The organism is Desemzia sp. AGC72, from assembly GCF_057334175.1.
Genome location: NZ_JBHFIG010000018.1, coordinates 37,347 through 51,982, shown reverse-complemented (window position 1 = coordinate 51,982; position 14,636 = coordinate 37,347). Strand labels below are relative to the sequence as shown.

15 protein-coding genes and 1 other annotated feature are annotated in these 14,636 nt (G+C 38.4%); of the genes, 13 read left to right on the top strand and 2 right to left on the bottom strand.

What is annotated here, in order from left to right:
- Positions 1 to 5 precede the first annotated feature (5 nt).
- Entirely contained in the window at positions 6 to 716 is a 711-nt protein-coding gene (locus ACE025_RS07830; protein WP_485939119.1) for a GntR family transcriptional regulator, read from the bottom strand.
- 216 nt (positions 717 to 932) lie between these two features.
- On the opposite strand from ACE025_RS07830, the gene ACE025_RS07825 reads away from it, so the two are divergent.
- The 11 genes from ACE025_RS07825 (at position 933) to rpsN (ending at position 10,365) form a co-directional block, all read left to right on the top strand.
- Positions 933 to 1,904, top strand: a complete 972-nt coding sequence (locus ACE025_RS07825) for an acetylxylan esterase (RefSeq protein WP_485939117.1) — start codon at positions 933 to 935, stop codon at positions 1,902 to 1,904.
- Between the two features lie 18 nt (positions 1,905 to 1,922).
- Positions 1,923 to 3,353: a glycoside hydrolase family 1 protein gene (locus tag ACE025_RS07820; protein WP_485939115.1), complete on the top strand. Its 1,431-nt coding sequence runs from the start codon at positions 1,923 to 1,925 to the stop codon at positions 3,351 to 3,353.
- Positions 3,331 to 4,218, top strand: coding sequence for a carbohydrate ABC transporter permease (locus ACE025_RS07815; RefSeq protein ID WP_350458720.1), 888 nt, complete (start codon positions 3,331 to 3,333; stop codon positions 4,216 to 4,218). Before ACE025_RS07820 ends, ACE025_RS07815 begins: the two co-directional genes overlap by 23 nt.
- A 26-nt stretch (positions 4,219 to 4,244) precedes the next feature.
- The gene (locus tag ACE025_RS07810) at positions 4,245 to 5,123 is read left to right on the top strand and encodes a carbohydrate ABC transporter permease (RefSeq protein WP_350470944.1); all 879 of its coding nucleotides are present in this window, start codon (positions 4,245 to 4,247) and stop codon (positions 5,121 to 5,123) included.
- An 18-nt stretch (positions 5,124 to 5,141) separates the two neighbouring features.
- A complete protein-coding gene (locus ACE025_RS07805; protein ID WP_485939112.1) occupies positions 5,142 to 6,425 on the top strand; it encodes an ABC transporter substrate-binding protein in 1,284 nt (427 codons plus the stop codon).
- An 85-nt stretch (positions 6,426 to 6,510) separates the two neighbouring features.
- On the top strand, positions 6,511 to 7,152 hold the full coding sequence (locus tag ACE025_RS07800) for a hypothetical protein (RefSeq protein WP_485939110.1): 642 nt from the start codon (positions 6,511 to 6,513) through the stop codon (positions 7,150 to 7,152).
- 303 nt (positions 7,153 to 7,455) lie between these two features.
- Positions 7,456 to 7,680, top strand: a complete 225-nt coding sequence (mazE, locus tag ACE025_RS07795; RefSeq protein WP_485939108.1) for a type II toxin-antitoxin system PemI/MazE family antitoxin — start codon at positions 7,456 to 7,458, stop codon at positions 7,678 to 7,680.
- A 285-nt stretch (positions 7,681 to 7,965) separates the two neighbouring features.
- Positions 7,966 to 8,820 (top strand): AAA family ATPase, encoded by an 855-nt coding sequence (locus ACE025_RS07790; protein ID WP_485939106.1) that lies wholly within the window; start codon positions 7,966 to 7,968, stop codon positions 8,818 to 8,820.
- Between the two features lie 21 nt (positions 8,821 to 8,841).
- Positions 8,842 to 9,528: a uridine kinase family protein gene (locus ACE025_RS07785; RefSeq protein ID WP_485939104.1), complete on the top strand. Its 687-nt coding sequence runs from the start codon at positions 8,842 to 8,844 to the stop codon at positions 9,526 to 9,528.
- Positions 9,515 to 9,952 (top strand): ASCH domain-containing protein, encoded by a 438-nt coding sequence (locus ACE025_RS07780; protein ID WP_485939102.1) that lies wholly within the window; start codon positions 9,515 to 9,517, stop codon positions 9,950 to 9,952. Before ACE025_RS07785 ends, ACE025_RS07780 begins: the two co-directional genes overlap by 14 nt.
- Positions 9,953 to 10,095: 143 nt before the next feature.
- Complete coding sequence (gene rpsN, locus ACE025_RS07775; RefSeq protein WP_092480734.1) at positions 10,096 to 10,365, top strand: 30S ribosomal protein S14; 270 nt, start codon at positions 10,096 to 10,098, stop codon at positions 10,363 to 10,365.
- Positions 10,366 to 10,501: 136 nt separating this feature from the next.
- Here rpsN and ACE025_RS07770 read toward each other — a convergent pair whose 3' ends face one another.
- Complete coding sequence (locus ACE025_RS07770; protein ID WP_485939240.1) at positions 10,502 to 11,305, bottom strand: formate/nitrite transporter family protein; 804 nt, start codon at positions 11,303 to 11,305, stop codon at positions 10,502 to 10,504.
- 387 nt (positions 11,306 to 11,692) lie between these two features.
- Positions 11,693 to 11,920 (top strand) — a binding site (T-box leader).
- 91 nt (positions 11,921 to 12,011) lie between these two features.
- Here ACE025_RS07770 and ACE025_RS07765 point away from each other — a divergent pair.
- Entirely contained in the window at positions 12,012 to 13,214 is a 1,203-nt protein-coding gene (locus ACE025_RS07765) for an argininosuccinate synthase (protein WP_485939100.1), read from the top strand.
- The gene (gene argH / locus ACE025_RS07760; RefSeq protein ID WP_485939098.1) at positions 13,215 to 14,558 is read left to right on the top strand and encodes an argininosuccinate lyase; all 1,344 of its coding nucleotides are present in this window, start codon (positions 13,215 to 13,217) and stop codon (positions 14,556 to 14,558) included. It begins immediately after the preceding gene.
- Positions 14,559 to 14,636: the final 78 nt, after the last annotated feature.

Genomic DNA, 14,636 nt, shown 5'->3' with positions numbered 1-14,636 from the left:
CTTTTTTATTTGGTCACAATAAATTGGGCACTGTAGAAGTTGTAGTGGTGGACAGAGAAAGAGTATTCAAAAGCTCGTCCGTTGTCAAAGTAAGCCACTTGCTCTGCAACAGCTACTGGATCTCCAACTTGCAATTCCAGATTTTGAGCTTCCTCCTCGGTAGCTTTTCGAACGGAGACTCTTCGATGTGCGCTTTGGATTCTGTAATTCAATTCTTCTTCAATATATCGGTACAAAGAATTCTTTAAATGTTGTTTATTTAAGCCGACAATCAAATCGATCGGCATATAAGTTTGTTCGATAACCGTGGGCTGTCCATTAGTGTACCGAACTCTATGGATATCATACACAAATGAATCAGGAGCAAGATTCAATTGTCGTTCAACATTCGGATTAGCAGGGATGATATTGAACTTCAATATTTTACTGGTGATTTTATTTTTTGGATTTGTAGAGGTCAATCCTTGGAACTGACTGGTGACGATCAATCTCTCCATTTCTTTAGAATTGATATCTTTAATAAACGTACCTACACCGCGTTTTTTGATGATCAATCCATCTTCTACCAGTAAATCAAAAGCTTTTTTGATCGTCATCTTGCTGGTATTGTACGAAATACAAAGGTCTTTTTCAAAAGGGAGTTTTTCATTTGCAACGAATTCACCATTTAAAATCCTGTTTTTCATATCATTGTAGATAAATAAGTATTTTTGCATACGGGTTCTCCTTAAAAGGCTATAAAGAAATCATCAACTGTTTACTGATTCATTATATCTTACTTCCTGCATACTTTGAAAGATAAGGTAGAAAAATAGTCTTTATGTAGAAAGAATAATTATTTTAAAATTTTAAAAGTATATATTTACTTTAAAATTTATATATACTATAATATGAATTGTAAGCGCTTAACTCTTTTGAGAAGGAGGAATCAAATGATACAAGAATCCCTAGAAAAACTTTTGCAGTATGAGGGAAGAGGTCAAAAACCTCATGATTTTGATGCTTTTTGGGATAAGGAATTGTCCAAATTAGAAAACCTTTCACTAGATTACCAATTAGAACGAGCAGCTGTTGCTTCTAATGTTGCAGATTGCTACATATTGACTTTTACTAGTTTTGACGGAACAAGAATCTCTTGTCAATTGCTCAAACCGAAAAGAAAAGGCGCCACATTCCCAGGACTGCTTCAATTTCATGGTTACCATGTAAATAGCGGCGATTTCAGTGAAAAAATTGGCTGGGCTGCTGAAGGATTCGTCGTTATGGCGATGGATTGCAGAGGGCAAGGTGGGAAATCTGAGAATATCGAATCTTCTACTGTTGGAACGGCTTTAAAAGGATTGATTATCAGAGGAATCGAAGAAGGACCAGAAGCTTTATATTTCAAGCGTGTTTTTTTGGATACGGTCATTGCTTCTAGAATTCTAATGTCTTTAGGTGAAGTAGATGAAGAAAGAATTTTTGTTCAAGGAGCTTCTCAAGGAGGAGCGTTAGCTTTAGTGTGCGCAGCTCTCGAACCCAGAATCAAACGTGTTTTCACAACACATCCATATTTGAGCGATTATCGCCGAGCTTTTGAATTGGATATTAAAAATTCTGCTTATGAAGAATTATTTTACTGGTTCAGATTCAGAGACCCGCTGCATGAAAAAGAAGAAACTTTTTTCCAAACATTAGAATACATTGATGTACAACATTTTGCTCCTAGAATCAAAGCCGAGGTGATCATGGCGACAGGGTTAGATGATGAGATTTGCTTTCCTTCAACTCAGTTTGCTGTATTCAATAAGATTACCAGTCCAAAAGACGTGATTTTATTACCAGAATATGGACATGAGTATTACCCTAAGGTAGCAGATAAAGTAAGAGGATTTTTTATCCACAACGAAATGAAAGCGTTTTAAGAGAGCGAGGGAAAAGCAGTGAAGAAATTTCCAGAGCAATTTTGGTGGGGATCAGCCACATCCGGTCCTCAAGCAGAAGGCAGGTTCAACAAGCCGCATGCGAATGTATTTGACCATTGGTATGATATGGAACCAGAAAAGTTCTACAACCAAGTAGGTCCAAATACAGCATCAAATTTTTACAATAGTTATAAAGAGGATATTCAATTGATGAAAGAAGCCGGACTAAATTCTCTTCGGATTTCTATTCAGTGGACAAGATTGATCGACGATTTTGAAACAGCGTCTTTAAATGAAGACGGAGTCCAATTCTATCATAATGTGATCGATGCTTTGCTGGAGGCAGGGATTGAACCATTTGTAGGGCTGCATCATTTCGATCTTCCTGTTGAGTTATACCATCAGTATGGCGGCTGGGAGTCTAAGAAAGTCGTTGACTTGTTCGTCAAATTCACTCAGCAATGTTTTACGTTGTATGGAGACAAAGTCCGCTACTGGTTCGTTTTCAATGAGCCGATGGTCGTTGTTGACGGACAATATTTGTACCAGTTCCACTATCCAAATATCCGCAACGGAAAGAAAGCGGTCCAAGTAGCCTACAATATCGTATTAGCTACAGCAAAAACGATAGAAGCTTTTCGCTCTGGCGGTTGGGATAGAGATGGCCAGCAAATAGGGACGATTTTAAATCTGACACCGTCTTATCCAGCTAGTGACAGAGCAGAAGATCTAAAAGCTAGTCGAATTGCCGACTTGTGGAAGAATCAACTCTTTCTTGATCCTGCTGTTTTGGGGGAATTCCCTTCTGAATTAGTAGAATTATTAACGGCTGATGGAGTGTTATGGGAAAGCACAGAGGAAGAAAAACTACTGATCAAACAAAATACGATCGATCTATTGGGGGTGAACTTTTATCATCCTTCCCGTGCAAAAGAACCAAGCATCATTCCAAGTTCAGCTTCTGATTGGATGCCCAATCAGTATTTTGATGACTATGAAATGCCTAGAAGAAGAATGAATGTAGATAAAGGGTGGGAAATCTATCCTCAAGCGTTGTATGATATTTCGTTGAATATTCGCGACAATTACGGCAATATTCCTTGGTTCGTCTCAGAAAATGGAATGGGCGTCTCTCAAGAAGAACGGTTCATGAATGCTGACGGACAAATTGATGACTTTTACCGAATCGATTTCATCAAAGAGCATTTAGAATGGCTGCATAAAGGGATCGAAGCAGGTTCTGATTGTAGAGGGTATCACTTATGGACAGCAATCGACAACTGGTCTTGGACAAATGCTTACCGGAATCGATATGGATTAGTGTCTAATGATATTCGAACACAAGTCAAGACGTTGAAGAAATCAGGCTATTGGTTTAAACAAGTGAGTGAAAATAATGGTTTCTCTGATGAAAAGGAGGTAAAGAATGTTAAGCAAAAAACGAAATAAACTATTTTATCTGTTTACCTTTCCCTGGATCATAGGATTTCTCTTGTTAACTGCCGGACCAATGATTTATTCGCTTTATTTATCGTTTACCAACTCATCTGGATTCGGGACGCCTGAATTTGTAGGTTTAGATAACTACAAGCAAATGTTCTCAGAGGATCCGTTGTTCTGGAAGTCTTTAGGCAATACGATATTTTATACGTTGTTGAGTGTCCCATTAAGTTTAGTGACCGGGTACTTGTTAGCGGTCCTTTTGAACACAAAAGTAAAATTCATGGGTGTATTTAGAACGATCTTTTACTTGCCATCCATTGTTCCAACCGTTGCGACTTCATTATTGTGGATGTTAATTTTTCAACCAAACTTTGGGATCGCAAATGCTATTCTAGACTTTTTCAATCTTCCAACATCCATGTGGTTGTTGAGTGAGCAAATGGTCAAACCAACACTCATTATCATGAGTTTGTGGGGAGTTGGGGGAGGAATGGTTATCTATTTGGCCGGTCTGCAAGAAGTTCCCACATCCCTATATGAGGCAGCTGAAATAGATGGAGCCAGCTCATGGCATAAATTCTGGAACATCACAGTACCTATAACATCTCCAGTGATCTTTTTCCAATTGATCATGGGACTGATTGGTTCATTGCAAGTGTTTACCCAAGCTTACGTTGTCAGTGGAGGTTCTGGAGGACCTAACTACCAATCTATGTTCTTTGTTTTCTATCTCTACCAACAAGGATTCCAGTTCTTTAATCAAGGTTATGGATCAGCTTTAGCCTGGATGCTGTTTATTCTAGTGCTGATTTTAACGGCATTCGTCTTCAAATTTATCGGCAAACAAGTATATTATGAATCCGGAGATTAATATTCTTAAAGAAAGGAGTTAAGGGAATGGAGTTATCTCAAGAAAATACACCAATCAAGGTGAAATACAAAAGTAAAAGCAAAGCGAATAAAGTCCAGCGTTTCTTAATATACTTGATGTTGATTCTTCTATCTGTTGTTTTTCTGACACCCTTTTTATGGATGATCTTTACTGCATTTAAACCAGAAAATGAGGCTATGGCTTTTCCGCCAAGTATACTGCCTAAAATCTGGGACTGGGAAAATTTCAAAGAAGTTTTTGATATCGTCCCATTTGCAACATTCTATAAGAATTCTCTTTTAGTTGCAGGATTAGGAACGTTGGGGACTGTTGTTTCCAGTTCATTGGTAGCCTATGGGTTTGCTCGGATCAAAGCTACAGGTAGAGGCGTCTGGTTTGCTCTTTTGATGTCGACTTTGATGTTGCCGCCGCAAGTAACCATGATACCTGTCTATGTAATTTGGTCTAAATTAGGTTTTGTCGACACATTGGTCCCATTGATTTTGCCAGCCTTTTTCGGAAATTCGTACTATATTTTCTTATTGAGACAGTTTTTCCGGACGATTCCTAAAGAAGTAGAAGAATCTGCTTATTTAGATGGAGCATCCACATTCCAAATTTACTGGAAATTGATTTTACCGATGTCTCGTGCTTCGATCATCACAGTCACTCTACTCAGCTTCATGGGATTCTGGAATGACTTTATGACACCGTTGATTTATTTGCAAAGTATGGAAAACTATACATTGGCAATCGGGGTCATGCAGTTCCAAGGGGCTTTAACGGTTTATTGGGGACCGATGATGGCTGCAAGTGCATTAATGTTGTTACCGCTGATCGTTATTTTCTTTACAGGTCAAAAATATTTTGTTGAAGGTATTGCTACTCAAGGAAATAAAGGATAAAAAATTGGAGGGAATATCATGAAATTTGGTAAAAAAGCGTTGTACTCATTGACTTTATTAGGAGCAACATTATTAGCAGGCTGCGGCGGAAGCGATGCTGCAGATTCAGCAGAAACATCAGGTAATGGAGAAGAGCCGATCACATTAACAATCATGACTTGGAATAACAACCCTGAAGGAACAAAGAAAGAGCAAGAAATTTTGGATGCTTTTACAGAGGAAAATCCACATATTACGATCAAACAAGTTTCAGCTACTTACGATGAATACAATGAACGTGTGTTGACGATGGCTGCAGGCGGAAACTTGCCGGACTTGATTTGGACACAACCAGCAGGGTATGCAACTTTTGTTGAAAACGGCTTACTGATGGACCTTTCAGACCAAGTGGACAAATTGGATCTAGATGAATTGCAGCCAGGTGTTATTGAATTAGGACAAGTAGATGGCACTCAATACGGAATGATTCGTGACCGTTCAACTGTTCAAATGGCTTATAATAAAGATATGTTCGACGAAGCAGGTATTGAATATCCAGAAGACGACTGGACAATGGATGAATTTTTAGAAACTGCTAAAGCGTTGACTGTAAAAGATGGAGACAGAACGACTCAATTCGGGATTGAAAACTTCTACTTGAAAGAATTATTGACTGCACATGGAACGAACATCATGGATCCTGAAACGGCTGAAATCACTTTAGATGCTCCTAAAACGATTGAAGCTATTGAACTTAGCCAAGCAATGATCAATGAGTACAACGTTCAACCGACAGGTGCACAAACAGAAGGAATGTCCAGCTTATTCCTATCAGGTGTAGCTGGAATGAGTATGGCTGGTCCTTGGGACTGGGTTGAATTTGAAAAAAATGCTGCCTTTGAGTTTGACATCGTTCCGCTTCCAAGCGCAAGCGACAAAGGAACGTTATCTCCAGCTGCTTACCTTCCAATCAGTATCAATGCTGAAACAGATTATCCAGAAGAAGCATGGGAATTGCTAGAGTTCTTAACTTACGGCGGCGGACAAGATATCCAAGCTGAGATTACTTCTGCTGTACCGGTTGTCAACAGAGCTACTGATGACGTACTTTCTTTTGCTGGTGCACCAGACAACGCACAAGCATTAGTGAATCAATTGGAAAACGGCAGTGTTGTACCTAACACACCGTACCAAAAAGACGTACCAGAAATTGAAAATCGTGTTACAGCTTTAGTGGAAACATTGAACCTAAACAACACGCCAGTTGAAGGTCCATTAAAAGAACTAGCTGAAGAATTGAGAGCTGAATTTGGATTGAAATAATCTGATCGTTCACACGCAAAAACTGAAGGGGAAATGACCTTCAGTTTTTGTGTCATGATAAAAATAGGTAAAAGAGGGATAGAAAATGAAACAAAAAGTGACGAAGATGGATGTATTTGTAACCAAGTTATATGGACTGACGGAATTTGTCTACGAAATGATCAAAAACAGCTTCTTTTTCTGGTGTTATCTCGTCAAGGGATTTGGAGTGATCACTTTACTGGCTTCTATTAAAGCACTAGTGTTAGTCAGCTTAGACATTGTACAAAAGGAAAGAAAACAAACTTTTTCCAACTTCAAAAACAATTACCAAAATACAGATCGAAACAGATTCCAATCACTGCTTGTCTTTTTTCTATTCTTTTACTTGATTCTACTTGTGTTGATACCATTCCCGAGTTCAATGGCTGGATCTATGTGGTATGGAGCAAAATACGCAGCCTTGTTGATGATTGTATTGGGAGGGGGCATATTATTCACCAAACCTCTATTTGAAAAATTAGTCCCTGATTTCAAATGGACACTGCCAGCTCAAATCTATTTACTTGTCAAAAGTGCTAAATGGTCGCTTTTGCTAATAGGAGGCATGGTCATTGTATTCTGGTTTAGTTTACAAAATATGATTTTTTTCTTTGCTTTTGCGCCCGGAATATTAGGCGTTTTGACTTCAGCCATCGGAGAAAAAATGATTCAAAAAGTATTAGGGGAGAATTACTTAAATAATTAATAAGCTGAAAGCATCAGTTTACTGATGCTTTTTTATATTGCTGATCTCACTTCAAATTTTAGTCCGGTCTTGTAAATTGACAGTGAAGTAAAGCCAGAGTAAAGTATTTGTTAAAGCACCGTTTATTCCTTCGATAATCAATTCCTCTTATAAAAAAAATTCCATGTGATGTATTCAGTTGTACACTCTCGTTGTCTATGAAGTTATCCTCTCGATTCTGTAAAGCGAAGCAGCAAAAATCCTATTACACTGCAAATGCAAATAGTACAACTAATAATGATGTTGAATTAAGGAGAGATTTGTATGATGACGACTAAGGTTGAAAAACAAGGTGATGCCATGATCATTACCCTTCCAGAGTCTTTAAAAGTTAAAGATGGAGAAGAATTCTTTATTGTCAAAAAAGATAACGGAATCATTACGCTGGTTCCTAAACTTGAAGATCCTTTTGACTATGCTGAAAATGGGAAATCTTATACTTTCAATGAGAACGTAGATTATTTTCCTGTTGCCCATAAATTTGATTAACTTCATTCATATCTTTAAAATCTACTTTTACCAAATCCATAATCTTAACATTGCAGGCAGTATGCAGTTAGAAACGTACTAATTGAACAAAAACGAGATACCTTGCTGGAAGATCATCCCGGTGAGGTTTGTTTTAAAAATTTCTCAAATTTTAAAACAGACATTGCATAGAGCAATTTTTAAAAATTACCCCATACCCTATTAAAATCAGCTAGATAAAGTTGTACTTACTCCGCTGCTTACTGCATAATATAAGAAAAGTCTCGTTAGGTGAGGAGGATCACAGTGCGTTATTTAAAAGCTATGACTTTTCCAGATCAAGAAGTGGAGTTTGATTTCTTTATGAATATCAAGCGGACGGTGTATGATACATACTATCCTTTTCAAATCTTGAGCAAAAAACAGGTAGAACGGTTGGATTTTGAACCGATCACGATTTTGTATGGCGGAAATGGGTCTGGAAAAACGACTGTGCTCAATATTATTGCCGAAAAGCTCGAACTGGAAAGAGATTCACTGTTCAATAAATCTAATTTTTTCACAGATTACTTGTGGTACTGCGGAGTTGAATTGGAGCGGCCAGTTCCTTCTCATAGCCGCATCATTACGAGTGACGATGTATTTGATTATATTTTGAATGTCCGAACGCTCAATGAAGGAATCGATTTGAAACGGGAAGAATTATTTGAAGATTATTTAGATACCAAATACTCTCAATTCCAAATGCGATCCTTAGAGGACTACGAACAATTGAAAAAAGTTACGGATGCAAGAAGGAAGACGCAGTCTCGGTATGTCAGACAAGAATTGATGGACAATGTGATAGAGCAGTCGAATGGTGAGAGTGCTTTTCGCTATTTCACAGAGAAAATTGAAGAGAATGGGTTGTATTTGTTGGACGAGCCGGAGAATAGTCTTTCACCTAAACGCCAACTGGAATTGATGAAATTTATAGAAGATTCTGCCCGCTTTTTTGGATGCCAGTTTATTATTTCTACGCATTCCCCTTTTTTATTATCGTTGAAAGAAGCTAAAATTTACGATTTGGATAGCGAACCAGTCGAAGTAAAAAAATGGACACAGCTGGAAAATGTCCGCACTTTTTATGATTTTTTCAAGCAGCATGAAGATAAATTCTAGTAAGTTGCAGGAGGGTTAAGGATGGATGAAGTAGTAAAAGCAGTCATAGATGCAGTCAATAATGCAGAAAGAAGGCTCGTTATAGCCATTTCTGGACATGGAGCAGCTGGGAAAACAACTTTTTCGAATCAGCTCCTCAAAGCTTTTGGAAAAGAAAACGTTTCTTACCTCAATACAGATGCGTATATTATTTCTTCAACTTTACGCAAATACACCACCATAGAATATGCACATGAAAATATGATCCACCGGTCTAAATTGACCGCCTGTCATCCATCTGCGCATCATGTTATTTCTTTGGAACGAGATATCAAAATGCTGCGAGAAGGGATGGAATTATATACAATCGATATGCCGTATGCCAAAAGTGAATTGCTTACCCCTAAACCGATTACGATCGTCGAAGGAATGAGCGCAGCTTTTGCAAACCCTGATTTGTTTGATTTGAGTGTTTATTTTTATACGGATGATGAGACTGAACTGGTCAGAAGGTACGGTCGGGATATCACAGAAAGAGGAGCAGACAGAAATTATCTGCGCCGTTCACATGAAGAGCGGAGAATCCAATACCAGTTATTCATGCATTCTTACAGCTACAACTTTGATATTGTCGTCAAAAGTACAAAGGAAGCTGTAAAAATTGAGAAAAATAATCTTACAGAAATAGGGGCAGTAAGAAGAAAGGATGAAGCAAATGCAAGCGAGTGAATTATGGAATCAATTTGTTACTGAGCACCCAGAGCATAAAAATAAGTCTTATGAAGCTTGGAACTATGGGGTAGACCCAGATGAATTGGCGCACTTGACTAAAGATGGTACTAAAACAGCGACTACTTCTGGTCATGAATTGTATGCGTTGGAAAGCGAAGAATTGCCAAAAGAAGATGAATACAGTGTTGTTTTAGATGGCAATAATCAGGCAGTGTGCATCATAAAAACGACTAAAGTATATGTCGTACTTTTCAACGAAGTAACAGCAGGGCACGCTTTTAAAGAAGGAGAGGGAGACAGAACATTAGCTTATTGGAGAAAGGTCCATACTGATTATTTTGTCAACGAATATGAGCAGTCAAACACAACTTTTAAAGAAAATTCTTTAGTGGTTTGTGAGGAATTTGAAGTGATATACTAGGCAACTGAATCATGAGCAAGGTCTACATATTTTATACAAAAATAGCGAAAATATATGGATTCCTCCCTTGTTATACTTTCAATTAGTAAGTAATAGGAGTATAATAGATACCTAAACTAAAGAAAAAGGTAGGGAATGTATACATGGCCAAGAAATCAAAAATTGCTAAGTTCAAAAAACAACAACAACTTGTCGAACAATATGCAGAAGTCCGTCGCGAATTAAAAGCAGCAGGAGACTACGAAGCATTAGCCGCCTTGCCAAAAGATTCCAATCCTGTCCGTTTAAACAACCGCGATCTTACTGATGGTCGTCCTAGAGGTTACATGCGCAAATTTGGGATGTCCCGTATCCATTTTAGAGAATTGGCACACAAAGGAGAAATTCCAGGAGTGAAAAAAGCCAGCTGGTAAAGCAAAACTTATTGGATAATAAAATATAACATAAAAGACACTCTCCTTTTTAGAGGGTGTCTTTTACAGTATAAGACTACTTGTTAAAAAGAAGTGGACTCCAACTTAGAGTCCACTTCTTTTTTTATATACTAATTTAGTCGCTATAGCTTGTTTTTCCATTGTTCAACCAAGAGTAATTCAATCCCATGATCAATCCGCCGCCGACATAGTTGCCTAATGTTGCCAGAACGATATTGATGACCACTGCAGCTATTGTCATTCCAGGAACGTTTCCGCCGCTGGCAAAGTAAGCTAGAGAGAAAGAAGAGAAGTTGGCAATGACGTGTTCAAAACCGAGAAAAGCAAAAATGAAGATCAGAAACACGATGGAAATGACTTTTCCGGCATCGTCTTTCATGCGCATAGTCACGAAGAAAGCGATGTTGACGACCATGTTAGCAAAAATAGCTTCTACAAATATTTGTAATGGAGCTTTTGCTAATTTTCCGGCTACTGCTGTCACTAAAAAGTGATCCGCAGAAACATCGTGAAAAGCACCAGTATAAGATAAAAGCCAGCTGATAATAAAAGCACCAATAGCATTAAAAAGAATACAAGTCATTAAAATGGCTAAAGCTTTTTTCCAAGATAAAATTTTCCGATGAACAGCTGTTGTCATGTACATCATATTCGATGTGCCCAACTCGGCGTTCAAATAAATAATCATGACTAAAGACCAAGTAAACATAAAAGCATAACCGAATTTGCCCCAACCTGGAGCTAAATGTTCCAACGAGTTACCTGTTCCAACAGCAATTGCTGTTCCTAAAGTCAAATAAAAACAGGCTAACATAGCACGCATAATGTAACGCCCAATACTATTATCAAATAAGTCCGCTTTTTTTAAGATACTTTTTTCAATATTTCCCATCATTCCTGTTGAGAAACCTTCTACCATATTTTTACTATTACCAGCAATCGTTTCATTCAGCTTTTGCTGCACTTTCTTCATCCCCATTTATCAAATGATTTACTTCACAAACTATATATTACATCATTTAAAATGAAAAAGGAATTGTTTGGTTTCAGAAAATTTACTGAAAATAATAAATTGTCACAAAACTGTCTAAGATAATGATGCAGCTGGACAAAAGCTCTCCTAAAATGCTCGAGTTGTTTACAAATAAAAACTATAGTTTCTATTTTGTTTTTTAATGCACATATTCATTGCATAATGTATAAAAATGAAGGTTTATAAATGTAAAATGAATATTTTTTGAGAATAAGTGTTGACTTCCTCATGTAACTTTCGTACAATACTCACAACTTACAAAACTGAATACAGAAAAAATCAAGGATGAAGAGAGTAGATCAGAAATTTTTCTCACAGCGAGTTGGGGTAGAGTGTGAGCCCATCAGAAAAAATTGGATTGAAGCGCACTTCATCGATGAAGAGGTGAACAACTAGTAGCTTCTTCCGCAGATCATGCGTTATTAAATTGAGGTGGATATGCCTATGAGCATGTCAACTAGAGTGGTACCGCGGATTAATGAACTTTGACCCGTCTCTTGCATATATGCAAGGGACGGTTTTTTTGTGCTTATTCCTTAAAAAAATTCCCTTGCGACAAACAAAAAACTGATTTGAAAAGGGGAAATATCAAATGACAAAAGAAAAAATTGTATTAGCTTATTCAGGCGGACTAGACACTTCGATTACAATTCCATGGTTAAAAGAAAATTACGATAGTGAGATCATTGCTGTTTGTGTAGATGTTGGACAAGTAGAAGATTGGAAAGAAGTAGAGAAAAAAGCGTTGCTTTCAGGAGCAAGCAAGTTTTATTGTCCTCATGCAGCAGATGAATTTGCCAAAGAGTATATTTTTCCAGCCATTTCAGCTCATGCGAAATACCAAGGGACTTATTTGTTGGGAACAGCTTTAGCTCGTCCATTGATTGCGAAAAAATTGGTCGAGATCGCGCACTTAGAAAATGCGGTAGCCATTTGTCATGGATGTACGGGAAAAGGCAATGACCAAGTACGGTTCGAAATGGGGATCGCGGCTTTTGACGCAGAAATCAAAGTTATCGCTCCATGGCGCCAGTGGGACATCAAATCGCGGGAAGATGCTATTGATTATGCGATTCAAAAAGGTATTCCCATCACTTCTACAAAAGAAAAAATCTATTCTGAAGATGAAAACTTGATGCATATCAGCCATGAAGGCGGCGATATCGAGAGTCCAGCCAACTTCGTCAACTACGAATCGATTCTTAAAATCACGAATGCATTGGAAAACACTCCTGATGAAGCTGAATTTGTGTCGATCACATTTGAAAAAGGGCTGGCTGTTGCTGTGGATGGTCTGAAGATGGAGCCTTCTGAATTGTTGAGTACGCTGAATCATTTGAGCGGAAAACACGGAATCGGAGTGTTGGACTGGATCGAAGACCGGGCAATCGGGATGAAATCGCGTGGAATCTATGAGACACCGGGCGGGGCTTTACTGATGGAAGCTCACGCGCGTCTAGAAAGTCTGACTTTGACGAAAGAAACAATCAAATTAAAACAGATGATCAGTACAGAATATGCAGAATTGGTTTACAACGGACAATGGTATTCACAAGCCAATCTTGCTATCAAAGCTTTTATGGATAAAACGCAAGAATCTGTCAATGGAGAAGTCCAACTGAAACTCTATAAGGGAAACATACTTCCTTACAGCGTCACCAGCCCGAATCAATTGTTTGATGAAGATGTTTCTGGATTTGGAGAAGATGACTTGTTCAGTCACCATGACGCACGAGGTTATATCAATGTCATGACGCTGCCGACGAAAATCCAACAAAGAAAAGGGATGATTTAAATGGGAACATTATGGGGAGGCCGCTTTCAAGAAGAGGCTTCAGAATTGATGCAGTCGTTTAACGAATCGTTTTCGTTGGATAAGCGTCTATGGGATGAAGACATCACCGCCAGCATCGCACATGTAACGATGTTAGGAGATTGTGGAATCATCTCGAAAGAAGAAAGCGAACTGCTGCAGCAAGAATTGACTAAATTACGTGAAGCTATTGGACAAGACCAAAGTTTATTGACAGGAAACTACGAAGATATCCATAGTTTTGTAGAAGCAAAAATGATTGAAGCTTGTGGAGATGCCGGGAAGAAAATGCATACTGCCAGAAGCCGGAATGATCAAGTGGCTGTGGACATGAAGTTGTATGTAAAGAAAAGTCTGCAAGAATTGAGCGAATTGGCGCAACAAATGATCAAGGTGTTTGGCGTAAAAGGGGAAGAAATGGCAGATGTATTGATGCCGGCTTACACTCATTTGCAGCGAGCACAGATTGTCCCGTTCTCTTACGTGTTGGATGCTTACGCAGCGATGTTCGAGCGCGATGTGAAAAAAATCGGCCAAGCGATTGAGTTGATGGATGAAAGTCCTTTAGGCGCAGGAGCTTTAGCGGGGACGACTTATGAGATCAATCGTCAGCAAACAGCATCTCTATTAGGATTTGCTGGAGTGCAACACAATACATTAGATAGTGTCAGTAATCGTGACTTTATCATTGATGCATTGCATTGCTGTTCCAGTTTGATGATGCATATGAGCCGATTTGCAGAAGATTTCATTATCTATTCAAGCCAAGAGTTTAATTTTGTAGAGTTATCCGACCACTTTTCTACAGGAAGCAGCATGATGCCGCAGAAGAAGAATCCAGATGCATTGGAATTGATTCGCGGTAAGGCTGCTAAGGTGATCAGCTTGTTAAATGCAATGTACGGAACGATGAAAGGTCTGCCGTTGAGTTACAACAAAGACATGCAAGAAGATAAAGCCATTTACTTTGAAGCGCTCGATACTACGACAGCTTGCGTCAAAATATTGACTGCAGTGACGGAAGAATTGAAGGTCAACGAAGACCGGTTGAAAGAAACGATTCACGAAGGATTTTTGAATGCGACAGAATTAGCAGATTACCTTGTCCGCAAAGGCTTGCCGTTTAGAGAAGCACATGAGATCGTTGGAAAAATCGTCGTGTATGCGTTAGAGAAAAAGACTCAACTCCACGAATTAGAGCTGGAAGAGATGAAGCAGTTTTCAGCGGCTATTCAAGAAGACGTTTATACAGCCCTGCATCCAGATACGATCCTGCAACAAGGAATCAAAAAAAATATGCTTCATTCCCATGTAAAATTTGTATAAACAGATCACACTTTTAAAGTCAAATAAGGTATGATTCTTGTAGAAGAACTTATTTTTCTTTGAAGGAGAGGAATGCAA

Excerpts from the sequence above, each read along its gene's own strand:
- ACE025_RS07830 (WP_485939119.1), bottom strand. The coding sequence starts at position 716 with ATGCAAAAATACTTATTTATCTACAATGATATGAAAAACAGGATTTTA.
- ACE025_RS07800 (WP_485939110.1), top strand. The coding sequence starts at position 6,511 with ATGAAACAAAAAGTGACGAAGATGGATGTATTTGTAACCAAGTTATAT.
- rpsN (WP_092480734.1), top strand. The coding sequence starts at position 10,096 with ATGGCCAAGAAATCAAAAATTGCTAAGTTCAAAAAACAACAACAACTT.
- ACE025_RS07805 (WP_485939112.1), top strand. The coding sequence starts at position 5,142 with ATGAAATTTGGTAAAAAAGCGTTGTACTCATTGACTTTATTAGGAGCA.
- ACE025_RS07825 (WP_485939117.1), top strand. The coding sequence starts at position 933 with ATGATACAAGAATCCCTAGAAAAACTTTTGCAGTATGAGGGAAGAGGT.
- ACE025_RS07780 (WP_485939102.1), top strand. The coding sequence starts at position 9,515 with ATGCAAGCGAGTGAATTATGGAATCAATTTGTTACTGAGCACCCAGAG.
- ACE025_RS07810 (WP_350470944.1), top strand. The coding sequence starts at position 4,245 with ATGGAGTTATCTCAAGAAAATACACCAATCAAGGTGAAATACAAAAGT.
- ACE025_RS07765 (WP_485939100.1), top strand. The coding sequence starts at position 12,012 with ATGACAAAAGAAAAAATTGTATTAGCTTATTCAGGCGGACTAGACACT.
- ACE025_RS07770 (WP_485939240.1), bottom strand. The coding sequence starts at position 11,305 with ATGGTAGAAGGTTTCTCAACAGGAATGATGGGAAATATTGAAAAAAGT.
- argH (WP_485939098.1), top strand. The coding sequence starts at position 13,215 with ATGGGAACATTATGGGGAGGCCGCTTTCAAGAAGAGGCTTCAGAATTG.
- ACE025_RS07785 (WP_485939104.1), top strand. The coding sequence starts at position 8,842 with ATGGATGAAGTAGTAAAAGCAGTCATAGATGCAGTCAATAATGCAGAA.
- mazE (WP_485939108.1), top strand. The coding sequence starts at position 7,456 with ATGATGACGACTAAGGTTGAAAAACAAGGTGATGCCATGATCATTACC.
- ACE025_RS07815 (WP_350458720.1), top strand. The coding sequence starts at position 3,331 with ATGTTAAGCAAAAAACGAAATAAACTATTTTATCTGTTTACCTTTCCC.